Source organism: Cellulomonas flavigena DSM 20109, assembly GCF_000092865.1.
Lineage (GTDB): Bacteria > Actinomycetota > Actinomycetes > Actinomycetales > Cellulomonadaceae > Cellulomonas > Cellulomonas flavigena.
The window spans coordinates 2,870,763-2,887,356 of sequence record NC_014151.1; the positions used below are offsets into that span (position 1 = coordinate 2,870,763).

At 74.0% G+C, this 16,594-nt stretch carries 14 protein-coding genes; 4 read left to right on the plus strand and 10 right to left on the minus strand.

The features are described 5' to 3' along the window. Positions 1-142: 142 nt before the first annotated feature. The 9 genes from CFLA_RS12945 to CFLA_RS12985 are packed head-to-tail and all read right to left on the minus strand — an operon-like array spanning position 143 to position 8,647. A complete protein-coding gene (locus CFLA_RS12945) occupies positions 143-832 on the minus strand; it encodes a response regulator (protein WP_013117784.1) in 690 nt (229 codons plus the stop codon). Beyond that, positions 822-1,988, minus strand: coding sequence for a sensor histidine kinase (locus CFLA_RS19110; RefSeq protein ID WP_013117785.1), 1,167 nt, complete (start codon positions 1,986-1,988; stop codon positions 822-824). Before CFLA_RS19110 ends, CFLA_RS12945 begins: the two co-directional genes overlap by 11 nt. After that, positions 1,988-2,887, minus strand: a complete 900-nt coding sequence (locus tag CFLA_RS12955) for a type II secretion system F family protein (protein ID WP_013117786.1) — start codon at positions 2,885-2,887, stop codon at positions 1,988-1,990. Before CFLA_RS12955 ends, CFLA_RS19110 begins: the two co-directional genes overlap by 1 nt. Continuing rightward, positions 2,884-3,804, minus strand: a complete 921-nt coding sequence (locus tag CFLA_RS12960) for a type II secretion system F family protein (RefSeq protein WP_013117787.1) — start codon at positions 3,802-3,804, stop codon at positions 2,884-2,886. Before CFLA_RS12960 ends, CFLA_RS12955 begins: the two co-directional genes overlap by 4 nt. After that, positions 3,801-5,210 carry a TadA family conjugal transfer-associated ATPase gene (locus tag CFLA_RS12965; protein WP_013117788.1) on the minus strand — a complete coding sequence of 470 codons (1,410 nt, stop codon included), beginning with the start codon at positions 5,208-5,210 and terminating at the stop codon, positions 3,801-3,803. Before CFLA_RS12965 ends, CFLA_RS12960 begins: the two co-directional genes overlap by 4 nt. After that, the gene (locus tag CFLA_RS12970) at positions 5,210-5,545 is read right to left on the minus strand and encodes a TadE/TadG family type IV pilus assembly protein (protein WP_013117789.1); all 336 of its coding nucleotides are present in this window, start codon (positions 5,543-5,545) and stop codon (positions 5,210-5,212) included. The genes CFLA_RS12965 and CFLA_RS12970 overlap by 1 nt, the downstream gene beginning before the upstream one ends. Beyond that, entirely contained in the window at positions 5,542-7,116 is a 1,575-nt protein-coding gene (locus CFLA_RS12975) for an AAA family ATPase (RefSeq protein WP_013117790.1), read from the minus strand. Before CFLA_RS12975 ends, CFLA_RS12970 begins: the two co-directional genes overlap by 4 nt. Further along, positions 7,116-7,841 carry a Flp pilus assembly protein CpaB gene (gene cpaB / locus CFLA_RS12980; protein ID WP_013117791.1) on the minus strand — a complete coding sequence of 242 codons (726 nt, stop codon included), beginning with the start codon at positions 7,839-7,841 and terminating at the stop codon, positions 7,116-7,118. The genes CFLA_RS12975 and cpaB overlap by 1 nt, the downstream gene beginning before the upstream one ends. Continuing rightward, positions 7,838-8,647 (minus strand): hypothetical protein, encoded by an 810-nt coding sequence (locus CFLA_RS12985; protein ID WP_013117792.1) that lies wholly within the window; start codon positions 8,645-8,647, stop codon positions 7,838-7,840. Before CFLA_RS12985 ends, cpaB begins: the two co-directional genes overlap by 4 nt. Before the next feature lie 148 nt (positions 8,648-8,795). On the opposite strand from CFLA_RS12985, the gene CFLA_RS12990 reads away from it, so the two are divergent. The 3 genes from CFLA_RS12990 to CFLA_RS13000 all read left to right on the plus strand — a co-directional run bounded on the left by CFLA_RS12990 (position 8,796) and on the right by CFLA_RS13000 (position 12,921). Next, a complete protein-coding gene (locus tag CFLA_RS12990; RefSeq protein WP_013117793.1) occupies positions 8,796-9,164 on the plus strand; it encodes a DUF192 domain-containing protein in 369 nt (122 codons plus the stop codon). Positions 9,165-9,370: 206 nt separating this feature from the next. Continuing rightward, positions 9,371-11,185: an ABC transporter transmembrane domain-containing protein gene (locus CFLA_RS12995; protein WP_052302721.1), complete on the plus strand. Its 1,815-nt coding sequence runs from the start codon at positions 9,371-9,373 to the stop codon at positions 11,183-11,185. Next, positions 11,182-12,921 (plus strand): ABC transporter ATP-binding protein, encoded by a 1,740-nt coding sequence (locus tag CFLA_RS13000; RefSeq protein WP_013117795.1) that lies wholly within the window; start codon positions 11,182-11,184, stop codon positions 12,919-12,921. Before CFLA_RS12995 ends, CFLA_RS13000 begins: the two co-directional genes overlap by 4 nt. A gap of 33 nt (positions 12,922-12,954) precedes the next feature. Here CFLA_RS13000 and CFLA_RS13005 read toward each other — a convergent pair whose 3' ends face one another. After that, the gene (locus tag CFLA_RS13005; protein WP_013117796.1) at positions 12,955-13,815 is read right to left on the minus strand and encodes an SURF1 family protein; all 861 of its coding nucleotides are present in this window, start codon (positions 13,813-13,815) and stop codon (positions 12,955-12,957) included. A 183-nt stretch (positions 13,816-13,998) separates the two neighbouring features. On the opposite strand from CFLA_RS13005, the gene CFLA_RS13010 reads away from it, so the two are divergent. Further along, the gene (locus CFLA_RS13010; protein ID WP_013117797.1) at positions 13,999-16,545 is read left to right on the plus strand and encodes a phosphoketolase family protein; all 2,547 of its coding nucleotides are present in this window, start codon (positions 13,999-14,001) and stop codon (positions 16,543-16,545) included. The last annotated feature ends 49 nt before the right edge of the window (positions 16,546-16,594 follow it).

Here is a 16,594-nt window from a genome sequence, read left to right on the forward strand (position 1 = left end):
CGCTGGCCGGGTGGTCCGGCGGTTCCGGCGCCCGCCGGGGCGGGCCGTGCTGACAGGAAGAACGTTACGGAGGGACGTACCGGTCCCGACGGGCCCGGGGGCCCATCCTCGGACCCAACATCGGCCCGTCCCGGCATGGGGCTCACGGCCTGTGCAGCCAGACCGACACGGCCTCGGCGCGGGTCGCGACCCCGAGGCGCGCGAAGATGTGGTTGACGTGGTTCTTCACGGTCTTCTCGGACAGGTAGAGCTCCTGCGCGATCGCCCCGTTCGTGCGACCCGCCGCCACGAGCTCCATGATCTCCTGCTGTCGCTCCGACAGCCCCAGGTCCGACCGCGGGCCCGGCGGGGCCGCCGTCGGCACCCTGCGCAGCGCCTCCGCGGCGGGAGCCGACAGGAGCATCGCCCCCGAGGCCACCGCGAGCACGGCCCGTTCGAGGTCGGGGCCGGTGAACTGCCCGTGCACGAGGTACCCGTTCGCCCCCGCGTCGAGCGCCGCACGCACGACCTCGGGCGCATCGGAGTACGTCAGCATGAGGACGCGGGACCAGGCACGCACCTCGGAGGCCACCTGCACCCCGTCCCGTCGGGGCATCCGGACGTCGAGCAGCACCACGTCGGGCACCTTCTCGCGGACGACCTGGACCGCCTCGACGCCGTCGGCGGCCTCCCCGACCCAGCGCATCGTCGTCGACGCGTCCACGATGCTGCGCAGACCCATGCGGATGACCGCGTTGTCGTCGACGACGACCACGCTCACGCGGTCCGGCGCCCGGTCCGGGTCCCGATCCGACAGCGTCACCGCCGTGGGCGACGTCGGCTCATGCGACACCTTCGACCTCCTTCTCGGGGTCCACCTCGATGACCACGGACGTCCCCTCCCCCGGGGCGGACGCGACCGTCAGCTCGGCACCGACGCTCTGCGCACGCTCCCGCATCCCGACCAGGCCGTAGTGGCCGCGAGGTCCCGCGCCGTCCGGCGAGGGCGAGAAGCCCACGCCGTCGTCCCGGACCTCCACCTGCACGCGCCCGTCGGGCAGCGCCGCCAGCACGACACCCACGGTGCTCGCGCGCGCGTGACGGCGGACGTTCTCGAGCGCCTCGGCGACGACGGCGAGCACCTCGTACCGCGCCGCGGTCGACAGGTCGACAGCCCGGTCCGCACGGAAGTGGCACGGGGTCCCGCACTCGCCCTGCCAGGTGGCGCACAGCTCCGCGAGGACCTGGGCCAGGGGGCGGTCGGGCTGGTCCGCCCGCATCCGCGTCAACAGGCCCCGCGCCTCAGCCGCCGCCCGGTGGGCACCGTCCGCGAGCAGGCGCGCGTGCTCGCGGGCCGCGTCGGGGTCGCTGTCCACCCACGACGGCAGGGTCTGCGCCGCGAGCGCGACGCCGTGCAGCGTCTTGCCGAGGGAGTCGTGCATCTCGCGCGCGAGGCGTGCGCGCTCGTCGGCGGCCGCCGCGGCACGCTTGGTCTCGGCCAGCAGCTGGTGCGCCACGGTGTCCCGCTCGTGGGCCTGGCGCACGACGCCGCCCACGGCCACGAGCGCGACGTACAGGGTCGGCACACCCAGCGTCGTCATGAACCCGGACGTGGTGTGGGGGTCGGTGGCCAGGACCAGCCCGTAGCCGGCCACCAGGACGACGGCGCCGGCGACCGCGACCCGCCGGTCGAAGATGAGCCCGACGACGAGGGCGGTCGAGAACGTCGCGAGGACCAGGGGGCTCTCCACCCCGACGACGGCCACCGTGCCCAGTGCCAGGAGGATGTCGAGGATCACGGTGAGCGGGTGCCGCGCGACGAACGCCTCGACGGCCGGTGAGTAGAGCTGCACGAAGCTCGTGAACGAGAGCACGAGGATGCAGACGAGGACGTTCCCGTGCAGCTCGTGGCCCGTCAGGCCCACGAGCGCGACGGCGATGGCCCCCAGCCGGACGAGCAGCGCCGCCGCGACCACCCGCTGCAGGAAGTCCCGCCCCTCGGTCCGCATCAGGAGTCCCCGAAGATCGTGCCGAGGTCGACGTCCAGGCCCAGCCACATGCCGACGAAGATGAACACCAGCGCACCCGGGACGAGCACCATCGACGTCACCAGCGTGACGCGCGGCGACGCCTTCGCCGCGGCCTGCCGCTGCCGCTGCCCGCTCGCCTTGCGCATGTCCTCCGCGATGCGCTGCAGCGACTCGGCGAGCGGCGCACCGAGCTCCTGGGACTGCAGCAGCGCCGAGACGAACTGCCCCACCGACTCCGACGCGCTGCGCCGCCGCAGGTCCTGGAACGCCTGGCGCACCGACGCGCCGTTCGCGATCTGGTGCAGCGTGAGGTCGATCTCCTCGGACAGCGGCCCCTCGAAGTGCTGCGACACGCGCGCCAGCGCCGCGCGGAAGTTGACCCCGGCCATGACGGTCACCGCCAGGACGTCGAGGAAGTCGGGCAGGTCGCGGTCCATGCGCTCGCGGCGACGGCGCTGCGCCCCCGAGACCCGCCCGAGCGGCATGATCACCGGCAGCACGAGCGTGAGCAGCGCGAGCGGCACGGCCCCGATCAGCAGCAGCACGAGGATCAGCGGCAGGCACAGCAGGCACCACCACGCGATGCGGGTCAGGAGCCCGTCGACCGTCATCCCGTCCGGCCGCCCGGCCTCGTCGATGCGCCGCTGGATCGAGGCGATGCGTCGCGGGCCCAGGCGGCGGCGGATCCACGGCACCTGACGGGCCGCGAGCCGCTCCAGGGGCGACTGCCCCTCCGCGCGCCGCCGCTGCTCGTCGCGGAGCAGGGCGAGGTCCTCGACGGCCAGGCCGTCGAGGGCGTCGGCGCGCATGGCCCGCCAGCCGACGAGGAACAGCACGACGGAGGCCGCGGCGACGAGCCCGGCGATCAGCCCGATCATCCGTCGAACCTCGTCATCCTGCGGATCAGCAGGAACCCGCCGACGAACAGCGACGACCCCACGACGAGCGCTCCCCGCCCGAGCCAGTCCTCCGTCATCGCCTCCACCGTCCCCGGACGGATGATGTTGAGGAGGAAGAGCAGTGCGAAGCCCATGCCGATCACGAGGTAGCCCGTGGACGTCGACTGCGCGAGCACGGTGCGGACCTCCCGGCGGATCTCCTTGCGCTCCTCCAGGGTGTCGGCGATGTCGCGCAGCGCGGTGACGAGCGAGCCGCCGCTGCGCGCGCTGACGAGCAGCGTCGACGCGAGCACGGCGACCTCCCGCGAGGGCAGACGAGCGGTGAGCTCCCCGATCGCGGTGTCGAGGTCCTCGCCGAACCGCATGCGCGACGCGACACGGGCCATCTCGGGACCGGCCGGGGCGTCGAGCTCGTTGGCGGCGAGAGCGAGCGCCGACGCGATGGACAGGCCCGCGCTCGTCGCGTTCGAGAGCAGACGCGCGAGCTCCGGCATCTGGCCGATGAACGCCTCGTTGCGGCGCTGCTGCGCGCGCGAGAGGTAGAAGCGCAGACCGACGACGACGGCCACGACGCCCAGCAGACCGAACACCGGCGCGAGCCCGACGGCCAGCAGCCAGGCGACCGCCACGCCACCGCCGACCGCGATGAGCGAGACGGCGAGCGGCGAACGCTCCTCGCCCGCGAGCAGCAGCTGCTCCTCGGTCCAGCGGCCCCACCGCGTGCGGCGGAAGTCGCGGTCCCACGCGGCGAAGCGCGCCCCGCGCGGGACGGCGTCGTCGTCGACACCCGCGACGAGCGCCCGTCGCCGGGAGCTCACCGCCGCGAGGTCGCCGACGCCGATCACGAGCGTCAGGCACGCGAGCAGCACGAGGACGAGGATCCCGACGACGATCATGCGGACTCCTCCTCGGCGCCGGCGACGGCGCCCTGCGCTGCTGCGGATCCCGGCACCACGTGGGGACGGGTCGCCTGCTTGCCGATCGCCTCGCCCGCGATGCGGAGCCTGTCGACCAGCGGACGCGGGATCGGGTACCGCACGAACCGCCCGGGCGGGCCCGAGCCGTTCGGCACCTCGGGGTCCCAGCGCATGATCGGCTCGACGCGGAAGTCCTCCCGGTGCCGCGACGCGACCCAGCCGACCTCCGTGACGCGACGCGTCCCGTCGGAGCCGCGCAGCAGCTGCACGACGATGTCGACGGCGTTGTTCACCTGGTCACGCAGCGCGTGGAACGGGACGTCGACCTCGCTCATCGACGCGAGGGTCTCGAGCCTGATGAGCGCGTCGACGGTGCTGTTGGCGTGCACGGTGGCGAGCGAGCCCTCGTGGCCGGTGTTCATCGCCTGCAGCATGTCGAGGGCCTCACCGCCGCGGACCTCGCCGACGATGATGCGGTCGGGGCGCATTCTGAGGGCGTTGCGGACGAGCTCACGGATGGTGACCTGACCGTGGCCCTCGACGTTCGCGGGGCGGGTCTCCAGGCGCACGACGTGCTCCTGGGAGAGCGACAGCTCGGCCGCGTCCTCGATCGTGATGATGCGCTGGCGGCCCTGGATGAACGCCGACAGCGCGTTCAGCATCGTCGTCTTCCCCGACGACGTACCGCCCGAGACGATGATGTTCATGCGCGCGCGCACGCACGCGGCGAGCAGCTCGGACGTCGGGGCGTCGAGGCTGCCGCGGTTGAGCAGCTCCTCGAGGCCGTACGACTTGGGGAAGAGTCGGATCGTCACGGTCGGACCGTTGAGCACGAGCGGCGGCAGGATCACGTGCACGCGGGCGCCTCGCGGCATGCGCTCGTCGGCGGGCAGGCGCGCGTCGACCATGGGGCTGGACTCGTCGACGCGCCGGTTCACGGTCGACACGATCCGGTCGATCGTCTGGAGCAGCTGCTCCTCGGACGCGAACGCCGTCTGGACGCGCTCGACCTGGCCGTACCGCTCGACGTAGATGGTCGACGGGCCGTTGATCATGATCTCGGAGACGGTCTCGTCGGCGAGCAGCGGCTCGAGCACGCCCAGGCCGATGGACTCGTCGACGACGCGCCGGACGAGGGCGTTGCGCTCGCGCGTCGTGAGGATGACGCCCTCGGCGGAGACCAGGTGCGCGACGACGCGCTCGAGGCGGATGCGCCGCTGCGCGGCGTCGAGCTTGCCGAGCTCGTGCAGGTCGACCTCGTCGAGGAGCTTGCCCTTGAAGGTCGAGACGAGCCCCTCGTCGAGCTCGTTGCGGCCCGTCAGCGGCAGCGCGGCGTCCACGTCCGCGGCGCGCGACGCGCCCCAGTCCCCGAACCCCCCGCTCATCACGGCACCGTCCGCGGCATCACGGCGTACCGGGTCACGGTCATCTGCGGCAGGTAGCCCACGTCGACCGTGCGGACCTCGAGACGCACCCCACCCGTCGAGGGGTACGTCACGGCGGCGACCTCCACAGCGCCGGGCAGCGACCGGTCGATCGCGGGCCCGGCGGGCTGACCGAGGCTGAGGGCACGCGCGCCGTCGCGCACCGCCTGGTTGGCGGCGTGCACGGTGTAGACGAACGACGCCGCGTAGAGCATGAGCCCCAGGAGGGCGACGACGGTGGGCACGAGGCCCACGAGCTCGAGGGAGGCCGACCCCTCGTCACGACGGCGCTTCACGACTCACGCACCACCTCTCGCTGGATCGTCACGGACCACGGCAGATCGGTGACACCGGGTGCGACGAGCGGCACGCGGGCCTCGACCTCGACGAGGTCGGGTCGCGCGGCGTCGAACCGGACGTCGACGCCGGACTGCATCCCGGACGGGAAGACGTCGCGCGCGGCGTCGCGCACCTGCCACTGCGGCTCGTGCAGCGCCACGGAACGGGCCGCCTGCTGCGCCGCGTAGCCGGTCCACACCGCCGTCAGGCCCGCCCAGCCGAGCTGCCACATGACGACGCAGACGAGCAGGAGCGCCGGGAGCACGCCGAGGAACTCGACCGAGATGCCGCCGTCGTCGCCCGAGGGGGCTGCGCGACGGCCGCGGGAGCGCGGCGCGCTCTCGGGCGCCGGAGCCTCGGGCCCGGAGAGAAGACGTCCCACGCCGACCGCGCGACCCAGCGCGCGCACCGAGCGCCACCACCCGACGTCGGAGACGAGCTCGGGGCTGCGGGAGTTCGCCGAGGCCTCGAGCTTCTTGCCCATCTCGGGCACGACGACGTCGAGCATCGGCGACGGCGAGAGCCGCTTGGCGACGTCGGGCTGCACCTCGTCCGCGCGGCTCGAACGGTTGAGGAGCACCGAGACGTGCTCGGGCCGGCGGACCTGCAGACCCTCCCACGCCGAGACGTTGCGTCGCAGGGCCCGCAGGCTCAGCAGGTCCGGGGTGGCGACGGACACCACCTCGTCCGCGATCTCGACGACGGCGGCCTGCACCGGGGTCACGCGCGCGCCCACGTCGACGACGACGAGGTCGTACTGCTGGCGCACGAGCGCGACGATCTGCCGGATCGCACCGGGTGTCACGTACTCCGTCTCGCGCACGTCGGCCGGCGGCAGCAGCAGGTGCAGGCCGGACTCGTGCACGAACACGGCGTCCGCGACGGTGCGCAGGGACAGGTCGTCCGCGACCTTCGCCAGGTCCGCGACGGATGTGCGGTACCGCGCCTCGATGAACGAGGTGACGTCGCCCTTCTCGAGGTCGAGGTCGATGACGAGCACCTTGAGGGACGGCAGCTCGCGCCGCACGTCCCACGCGAGGTGCGTGGCGAACGTCGTCGTGCCGACGCCGCCCTTGGTGCCGGACAGCGCGACGACGAGAGCGCGCCCCCGGCTCGTGGTCCCGTCGGAGACGGACTGCACGAAGCCCTGCATGTGCCGCGACCACTCGAGCGCGTTCTGCACGCGCTGCTGCACGTCGGTGAACGACAGCGGGTAGGCCAGCACACCGCGCGCGCCGGCGTCCATGGCGTCGGCCAGCGCCGCAGGGTCGGTCTCGGAGGTGAGCACGACCACCACGCTGGCCGGGCGACGGATCGACAGGTCCCGGATCACCTGGTGCACGGGGTCCGGGCCCAGCGCGTCGTGCACCAGCACGAGTGCGGGCTCGCGCGTGAGGACGAGGTTGGTCAGCTCGGTGGTGGTCTCACCGACGCCGACCACCTCGACCTCGGCGGCCTCGGCGAGCTGCGCGCGCAGCTCGTAGGCGAGCGACTGGTCGGCGCAGCCGATGACGACGTGGGCAGCCATCAGTTGTCGACCCCCTCGGGCACGGCCTGGCCGCCGAGGTTCTCGGCGTCGAACTCGTCCTCCTCGCCGGTGCGGTCGCTCAGACCGGCCGGCAGGCCGACGAGCCGGACCTCCTGGGCGAACGCCGCGGCGTAGGTGACCGCGAGCGCGTCGTCGGGCTCGAGCGCGAGCGTCACCGGGACCACCGACTGCGTGCCGCTCGCGGCGGACTCGTCGAGGACCACCTGGCTGCCGCGGACCGAGACGACGCGCACGTCGCGGACGAGCACCCGGACCTGCTTGGCCAGGCCCGGCACGTCGGCGAACACCGCGTAGATGTCGACGCGGTCGCCGGGACGGACCCGGTCGGCGACGCCCGTCACCTGGTTCACCGAGATCGCGATCTCGCGCTCGGTGGTGCTGAGGTCGGACGGCGGGACCAGGAGGTCCGACGTGACCATCGTGCCGGCGAGCAGGTTCGTGGCGACCTTGCGCCCGACGAGCTCGTCGAGCGTGACCTCGGCGCTGGGCGAGAGCCAGCGCGCCGGGACCTCGTCGGCGACGAGGTCGCCCTCCTGGAGCTCGGCGAACGCTGGCGTGTCGTCGGCCAGCCGGTAGACCGTGCGCAGCGAGCCGACCTGGCTGGCGACGTTGCCGACGTACGACGCGATCACGAAGAACACGACGACGGCGAACACGACCGACAGCAGGACGAACAGCACACCGCGGCGCTGGCGGGGATTCACGAGAGAGCTCCTCGGGGATCGACGGCGGCGGGCCGCACGTGGCAGAACGGGCAGGTCGGCAGGAAGAGGAGGGCGTCGCAACCGCCGCACCGGCCGTGGGCCGGCGGCAGCTCCATCCGCTGCTCCACCGGCAGGGCGGCGAGCTCCACGGCGCTGTCGGAGCCCACGCGCCCTCGGGTGTCCAGCGCGAGCGCCGGCAGGTCGACCGTCCCGGTCGCGCCGGCGGTGGTGAGCACGTCCCGGCGCGCCACGTCGGGCAGCCGGTCCACGCCGGCGCCGTAGACCTCGCCGCGCGGGAGCACCGGCTCGGCTGCCGCGGCGCGTCCCACGGCCCGGACCTCGGGCAGCGGGCCGGAGAACGTCACGACGTAGCCGGCCCCGCCCGGGAGCCACGACCGCAGGTGCTGCCCCACGGCCACCTGCGGGTGCTCGAGCCGCGCCACGCTCGGCGTCCACGCCCCGCTCCACGTCTGCTCCAGCAGACGGTCCGCGAGGACGACGGCGATCCCGGCGTCGACGCCCGCCGCCGCGACCTGCGCAGCCACGAGCAGCAGCGCGACCGGGCCGTGGTGCGAGGTCCGCCAGGCGACGGGGTACCCGGCGTCGCACGCGAGGGCGGCCTGCCGCCGGACGAGGGACTCGTGGCGGCTTTCACCCAGAAGGAGGACGTGCGCTGCACGTCCTCCGAGCTCGTCGAGCAGGCCGGGCAGGTCGTCCGGGGCCGCGACGAGCAGGTCGTCGCCCGCAGCGAGCTCGCGTGCGTGCGGGGTGGGCGGCACGAGCGCCGAGACGACGATGCGCTGCATGGATACCGTGCTCTCCTGAGTGCCGTGGGCGGCGGACCGCGAGGTTTCGCGCCCCGCGGAAATCGTACGGTACGGGACGTTTCGGACATCCCGCGGAAGGTATGACCTCGGGGTGACCGGACCAGCGGATGATAGTGGGGATCGACACATGGGCAATCCGGGCGATCGGCTGATCGTGGACGGGCGCGAGGTCGCGGACCTGCTCGTCGCCGACACCTGGGCGCGGCGCGCCCGCGGGATGCTCGCCCGGCGGCCCCTGCCCGCCGCCATGTGGTTCGTGGGCGAGACGGGCGTGCACGGCGTCGGCATGACGCGGTCGCTCGACGTCGCCCTGCTGGATCGCGAGGGCCGGGTCGTCGCGACGAGCGTGCTGCGCCCGTTCGGGATGACGCGGCCGCGCCGCGGGGTCGTCGACGTCCTCGAGGCTCCCCGCGGCAGCTTCGCGACCTGGGGTCTCGTCCCCGGCAGCGTGCTGGCGCGACGGCACGGTGTCGTCGCGCGGGTCGGACGGTCGTGAGGCACATCGACATCCTCGGCGCGCGGACCTCTGCGACGTAGGGCCCAGGGGTCGGTTCGCCCGAGCGCGGCGTGGGCCCCCCGGTGGGCCCGACGGCCCACGCCCGCGACTCGTCGGCCCGGCGCGCGGCGGTCGTCGGGCAGCGCGCGGCGGCTGCCGTAATGCGTTTGCGGGCCTGTCGGTACCGGCACGTAACGTTGCCCGACATGCGCTCCCTGCCCCTCGCCGACCCCGGCACCCCGCCGCTCGGTGGTCCCGCCGCCTACCTGGCGTGGGTCGCCCGACGGCAGTGGGGCATCCTGGCCGCGGCCGTGACCTGCAGCGTCGTGCAGTTCGCGTGCCAGGCGTTCCTGCCGTACCTCACCGGGCGCGCGATCGACGGAGGGCTGCAGCACGGCTTCGGACCGGACCTCCTGCGCGCGGCCGGCACCCTGCTGTGCCTCGCGCTGGTGAGCGCCGCCGCGTCCGCGCTCGGGCACCGGTTCGACGTCGCCAACTGGCTGCGCGCGGCGTTCACGACGTCGCAGCTCGTCGGGCGCACGTCGGCCCGCTCGGGGCACGCGATCACGGCGGAGCTGCCGACGGGCGAGGTGGTCTCCGCCGTCGCGAACGACGCGCTGCGCGTCGGCGACCTGTTCGCCGTCACGGCGCGCTTCGTCGGGTCGCTGACGGCCTACGCCGCGGTGGCCGTGCTCATGCTGCGCGTGTCGGTGCCGCTCGGGCTCGTCGTCCTGCTGGGCCTGCCGACCGTGGCCGCGGCGCTGGGGCTGCTCGTCCGGCCGCTGCAGCGACGCCAGAGCGCGCAGCGCGAGGCCTCCGGCCGGCTCACCACGCTGGGCTCCGACACGGTCTCGGGGCTGCGCGTCCTGCGCGGCATCGGCGGCGAGTCCGTCTTCACGGGCCGCTACCGGCGGCAGTCCCAGCTGGTGCGGGAGCGCGGCGAGCACGTGGCCGTGACGCAGTCCTGGCTGGACGCGCTGCAGGTCCTGCTGCCCGGCCTGTTCGTGGTCGCCCTCGTCTGGATGGGCGCGACCATGGCCATGGCGGGCACGATCACACCCGGGCAGCTCGTCACCACCTACGGGTACGCCGCGTTCCTCGGGTGGCCCGTGCAGAACGCCACCGAGTTCCTGCAGTCGGCCACGCGCGCCGTGGTGGGGACCCGCAAGGTCCTCGCGGTTCTCCGGGTGGTGCCGGCCGCGGGCGCCGTGCCCGCGACGGCGACCGCTCCCCCGGCCGGTGCGACGCTGGTCGACGAGGCCAGCGGCGTGACGGTCGAGCCGGGCCGCGTCGTCGCGCTCGTCTCGGCCGACCCGGACGAGTCCGCCCGCATCGCGACCCGCCTGGGCCGGTTCGACGACGCGGCCGAGGCGGCCACGCCCGTGCTCCTGGGCGGTGTGCCGCTGCGCGACCTGCCGCTGGCCGAGGTCCGCCGACGGGTCGTCGTCGCGGAGGCGATGCCGCAGCTCTTCTCCGGCACCCTCGCCGCGGGGCTCGACGTGCGCGGCGGCGCCTCGCGGGACGACCTGCTCGCAGCCGTCGGCCTGGCCGACGCGCAGGACGTGCTCGACTCGGTCCCCGACGGCCTGGACGGCGAGCTCCCCGAGAAGGGCCGCTCGCTGTCCGGCGGCCAGCGTCAGCGCGTCGCGCTGGCGCGGGCGCTGCTCACCGACGCCGAGGTCCTCGTGCTCGTCGAGCCCACGAGCGCGGTCGACGCCCACACCGAGGCACGCATCGCGGCCCGGCTCGCGGACGCTCGCCGCGGGCGCAGCACGGTGGTGGTGACCGCCAGCCCGCTCGTGCTCGACCACGTCGACGAGGTGCAGCTCGTGCAGGACGGCGTGCTCGTCGCCCGCGGCACCCACGCCGAGCTCCTCGACGGCGCCGCCGGGCCCGCCGTCGCCGCGGCCTACCGCGCGGTCGTGGGCAGGTCGCTCGACGACGACCTCGCCGTGGAGCCCGCGTTCGGCGACCACGACACCCTGACGCCCGTCGACCTGCCCACCGGAGGTGGCGCGTGAAGCTCCCCGTCGCCGACGCGGCCACCGTGCGCGCGTACGCGGCCGACCTCCTGAGCCGCCACCGGCGACCGCTGGGCGGCATCGCCGTCCTGCACACGCTCGCGGCCGTCGCGGGGCTCGCCGGTCCGTGGCTGCTCGGCCGGCTCGTCGACGCCGTCACGCGCGGCACGGACGCCCGGTACGTCAACACGCTCGTCGCCGTCGGCGCGGCCGCGGTGCTCACCCAGACCGGGCTGCTGCGCTACGCCCAGCGCGCGTCGATGGTCTTCGGCGAGAAGGTCTTCGCCGAGCTGCGCGAGGACTTCCTCGAGACCGTGACGTCGCTGCCCCTGTCCGTCGTCGAGCGCGCCGGCACGGGCGACCTCGTGGCGCGCACGACCAACGACGTCAACAAGCTCCAGCACGCCGTGCGCTTCGGTGTGCCGCGCGTGATCGTCGCGGTCGTCACCATCACGCTGACGATCGCCGCGTGCCTGGTGATCTCCCCGCTCGTCTCGGTCGCGCTCTTCGTCGGCGTGCCGACGATGCTCCTGGTCGTCCGGTGGTACCTGCGCCGCGCGACGCCCGCGTACGTGCGGGAGTCCGCGGCGTACGCCGAGCTGAACGGCTCGATCACCGAGACGGTGGAGGGCGCCCGGACGGTCGACGCGCTCGGCATGGCCGCCGCCCGCGAGCGGCGCGTGGACGACGACCTGCGGGAGGCGTTCGCCGCCGAGCGCGCGACGCTGCGACTGCGGACGGTGCTCTTCCCCGGGGTGGAGCTGACGTTCGTGCTCGCGCCCGTGGCCGTCCTGGTGTGGGGCGGGTACCTCGCGTCCACCGGGCAGGTGACGCTGGGTGCGGTGACGACGATCGTGCTCTACGGGTACCAGGTCACCGGGCCGGTGTGGGAGCTCATCTTCTGGGTCGACGAGATCCAGGTGGCGGCCACCGCGCTCGCGCGCATCGTCGGCGTACGGCTCGTCGCGCCGGACCGCGAGGCGACGGGCGCCCGCCCGACCGACGAGCGCGTCGCGACGCACGGCCTGCGGTACGCGTACCGCGAGGGTCACGACGTGCTGCACGGCATCGACCTGGACCTCGCACCCGGCGAGCGGCTCGCGGTCGTCGGCCCGTCCGGGGCCGGCAAGTCGACGCTCGGTCGCATGCTGGCGGGCATCCACCCGCCCACGGGCGGCAGCGCGACCGTCGGCGGCGTGCCCCTCGTGGACCTGCCGCTCGACGACCTGCGGACGCACGTCGCCCTGGTCACGCAGGAGCATCACGTGTTCGTGGGGACCGTGGCGGACAACCTGCGGCTGGCGAAGGTCGCCGCGGACGACGCCGAGCTGGAGCGCGCGCTGCGCGCGGTCGACGCCTGGGACTGGGTGCAGGGGCTGCCCGACGGGTTGGCGACCGAGGTCGGCTCGGGCGGTGCGCCGCTGACGCCGGCGCAGGCGCAGCAGCTCGCGCTCGCGCGCCTCGTGCTGCTCGACCCGCACACGCTGGTGCTCGACGAGGCGACCTCCCTGCTGGACCCACGCGCCGCGCGGCACCTCGAACGGTCGCTCTCCGCGGTGCTCGCCGGGCGCACGGTCGTCGCGATCGCGCACCGTCTGCACACCGCGCACGACGCCGACCGTGTGGCCGTCGTCGACGCCGGGCGGATCACCGAGATCGGCCCGCACGACGAGCTCGTCGCGGCGGGCGGCGAGTACGCCGCCCTGTGGCGGTCCTGGCAGCACGAGTCGACCTGACCGGCGTCCCGCTGCGCCGCCGGACGGACGCGGTCAGCGCTCGCGCACCGCGGCGGGCTCGTCCACGTCGGCCGAGGGCACGTCGGCGGGCCGGGCGCGGTCCGCGTCGTCCGGCGGCGGCGCCTCCCCCGGCAGGGGCGGGCGCCCGGCGGCCTCGTCGCGCACCAGCCGCCACCACAGCCCGGCGGCGAACAGCCCGAAGATCCACCACTGCGCGGCGTAGGCGAGGTTCTGCACGTTGAGCCCGGAGCCGGCCCGGCGCGGCGGGTCGAGGCCCTCGAGCCCGGTCGCCACGGCGGGGTCCGCGGGATCGCTCGTCTGGACCACGAGGTACCCGGTCCAGATCGGCCCGCCCCAGGTGGCGAGGAGCTGGGCGGAGCTGATGGCGTCCGTGCGGCCGTCGACGAGGGGGGCACCCGCCTCCTCCCCCACCTGCAGCCAGCCGACCACCTCGACGTCACCGGCGGGGGCCGCCGGGACGTCCGGGGTCGGCGACCAGCCGCGCACCACGGGGAGCACAGCCGGCCCGTCGGCCGTCGCCACACGCAACGGCGTGAGGACGAGGTAGCCGTCGGTCCGTCCGTCGTGCTCGCGTCCGGTGACCAGGAGCGTCGCCCCGTCGTCGTACGTGCCGGTGACGACGGCCTTGCGCGCGACGAGGTCCCCCGCGAACGTCTGACCGGGCGCGAGCAGGTCCGCCAGCGGCTCCGGCGGGGCCGTCACCACCCGCTCGGCCTCGCGCGCGGCCGACGCGGCCCCGCGGATCTCCGCACGGTCGAGCTGCCACACCCCCAGCCGCGCACAGACGGCCGCGGCGGCCAGGAGGAGCACGAGCAGGCCGAGCATCCGCGGACGGAGCGCGGCGCGCCACAGGGAGGTGGGGGTGTCGGCCACACCTCACCGTACCCGGCGTGCCAGGCTCCTCCCGGTGGCCCCTGCGGGGATCGCCCAGGTGCGCTTGTATGGCTGTGGTCAGGAGCACAGCCGAGGTGGGCCGGACGTCCCACCTCTCGCCAGGACCTCACGCAAGGCTGGGAACCGCCCAGCCGAACGGCGCTCTCCCCGGGAGGGAAACTGATGACTTCCACCACGTCGGACCCGCAGCGGACGGGCGCCGGCCCGATCGCCCCCGGGCAGTTCGCCGCCGCCGAGGCGCGGACCGCCTGGCGCAGGGGCACGGGCGAGGTCGACGACGCGACCCTGCAGCGCATCGAGAAGTTCTGGCGCGCGGCCAACTACCTGTCGGTCGGCCAGATCTACCTGCTCGACAACCCGCTGCTGCGCCGCCCGCTGAGCCGGGACGACGTCAAGCCGCGCCTGCTGGGCCACTGGGGCACGACGCCGGGCCTGAACTTCCTCTACGCGCACCTCAACCGCGCGGTCGCGGAGCGGCAGCAGTCGACGATCTACGTCACCGGCCCGGGACACGGCGGGCCCGGCCTGGTCGCCAGCGCCTACCTCGACGGCACGTACTCCGAGGTCTACTCGGACATCACGGAGGACGAGGAGGGGCTGCGCCGGCTGTTCAAGCAGTTCTCCTTCCCCGGCGGCATCCCGTCGCACGTCGCTCCGGAGACCCCCGGCTCGATCCACGAGGGCGGCGAGCTCGGCTACGCGCTGAGCCACGCGTACGGCGCGGCGTTCGACAACCCGCACCTGCTGGTCGCGGCGGTCGTCGGCGACGGCGAGGCGGAGACGGGCCCGCTGGCGACGAGCTGGCACTCGAACAAGTTCGTCAACCCGGCCCAGGACGGCATGGTGCTGCCGATCCTGCACCTGAACGGCTACAAGATCGCGAACCCGACGGTCCTGGACCGCATCAGCGACGGCGAGCTGCGCGACCTCATGGTCGGGTACGGGCACACGCCCCACGTCTTCGAGGCGGGCTTCGACGACGAGGACGACCTGTCGATCCACCGGCGCTTCGCCGTCCTGCTCGACGAGGTGCTCGACGAGATCGCCGCCATCAAGGAGCGCGCGGCGGGTGGTGATCTCACCCGGCCGATGTACCCGATGATCGTGTTCCGCACGCCGAAGGGCTGGACGGGACCCGCGGAGATCGACGGCAAGAAGACGACGGGCTCGTGGCGCGCGCACCAGGTGCCGCTCGCGAGCGCGCGCGACACGCCGGAGCACCTCGCGGTGCTCGAGGACTGGCTGCAGTCGTACGGGCCCGACGAGCTGTTCGACGCGGACGGTCGCGTCGATGACGAGATCCGCGCGCTGGCGCCGGTCGGCGACCTGCGGATGAGCGCCAACCCGCACGCCAACGGCGGGCTCCTGCTGCGCGACCTGCGGCTGCCGGACTTCCGGGACTTCGCGCAGGACGTGCCCACGCCGGCCTCGACGTTCGCGGAGGCGCCGCGCGTCCTGGGCGAGTACCTGACCGAGGTCATCCGCCGGAACCCCGACAACTTCCGGATCTTCGGCCCCGACGAGACCGCGTCGAACCGCCTGCAGGCCGTCTACGAGGTCACCGCCAAGCAGTGGAACGCGGACTTCGAGGGGCCGGAGGTCGACGACCACCTGGAGCGTGCCGGGCGCGTCATGGAGATGCTGTCGGAGCACCAGTGCCAGGGCTGGCTGGAGGGCTACCTGCTGACGGGGCGGCACGGCCTGTTCACCTCCTACGAGGCGTTCATCCACATCGTCGACTCGATGTTCAACCAGCACGCGAAGTGGCTGAAGGTCACCAACCACATCCCGTGGCGGCGGCCGGTCGCGAGCCTGAACTACCTGCTGTCGAGCCACGTGTGGCGTCAGGACCACAACGGCTTCAGCCACCAGGACCCCGGCTTCATCGACCACGTGGTCAACAAGAAGGCCGAGGTCGTGCGGGTCTACCTGCCGCCGGACGCGAACACGCTGCTGAGCACGTACGACCACTGCCTGCGCAGCCGGCAGTACGTCAACGTCGTCGTGTCCGGCAAGCAGCCCGCCCCCAACTTCCTGTCGATGGACGAGGCCGTCGCGCACTGCACGCGCGGCCTGGGCATCTGGGAGTGGGCCGGGTCGGAGGCTCAGGACGAGGAGCCGGACGTCGTCCTCGCGTGCGCCGGCGACGTCCCGACGCTCGAGGTGCTGGCGGCGGCGGACATCCTGCGGCGCGAGCTGCCGCAGCTCAAGGTGCGCGTCGTCAACGTCGTGGACCTCATGCGGCTGCAGGACGCGCGCGAGCACCCGCACGGGCTGACGGACGCGGAGTTCGACACGATCTTCACGGCCGACCGTCCGATCGTGTTCGCGTACCACGGCTACCCGTGGCTGATCCACCGTCTGACGTACCGTCGCAACGGGCACGCGAACATCCACGTGCGCGGGTACAAGGAGGAGGGCACCACCACGACGCCCTTCGACATGGTGATGCTCAACGACCTCGACCGGTACCACCTGGTCATCGACGTCATCGACCACGTGCACTGGGCGCGGGCGTCGCAGGCGGGCCTGCGCCAGCGCATGGTCGACGCCCGCATCCGCGCCCGGCAGTGGACGCGCGAGCACGGGGAGGACATCCCCGAGGTGCGCGACTGGGTCTGGCCGGACGTCGGCGACACGGCGACCGAGGACGGCGGCCCCACGCAGACGCGCACCGCGGTCGCCGACACCGGCGGGGACAACGAGTAGCACCGCGGCCCGACGGTCGTGCCCGGGCCCACCGGCCCGGGCACGGCCC

Bases quoted from the DNA above. Each gene is read 5' to 3' on its own strand.
- CFLA_RS19110 (WP_013117785.1), bottom strand. From the start codon at position 1,988: ATGCGGACCGAGGGGCGGGACTTCCTGCAGCGGGTGGTCGCGGCGGCG.
- CFLA_RS12955 (WP_013117786.1), bottom strand. From the start codon at position 2,887: ATGATCGGGCTGATCGCCGGGCTCGTCGCCGCGGCCTCCGTCGTGCTG.
- CFLA_RS12960 (WP_013117787.1), bottom strand. From the start codon at position 3,804: ATGATCGTCGTCGGGATCCTCGTCCTCGTGCTGCTCGCGTGCCTGACG.
- CFLA_RS12965 (WP_013117788.1), bottom strand. From the start codon at position 5,210: ATGAGCGGGGGGTTCGGGGACTGGGGCGCGTCGCGCGCCGCGGACGTG.
- CFLA_RS12975 (WP_013117790.1), bottom strand. From the start codon at position 7,116: ATGGCTGCCCACGTCGTCATCGGCTGCGCCGACCAGTCGCTCGCCTAC.
- CFLA_RS12985 (WP_013117792.1), bottom strand. From the start codon at position 8,647: ATGCAGCGCATCGTCGTCTCGGCGCTCGTGCCGCCCACCCCGCACGCA.
- CFLA_RS12990 (WP_013117793.1), top strand. From the start codon at position 8,796: ATGGGCAATCCGGGCGATCGGCTGATCGTGGACGGGCGCGAGGTCGCG.
- CFLA_RS12995 (WP_052302721.1), top strand. From the start codon at position 9,371: ATGCGCTCCCTGCCCCTCGCCGACCCCGGCACCCCGCCGCTCGGTGGT.
- CFLA_RS13010 (WP_013117797.1), top strand. From the start codon at position 13,999: ATGACTTCCACCACGTCGGACCCGCAGCGGACGGGCGCCGGCCCGATC.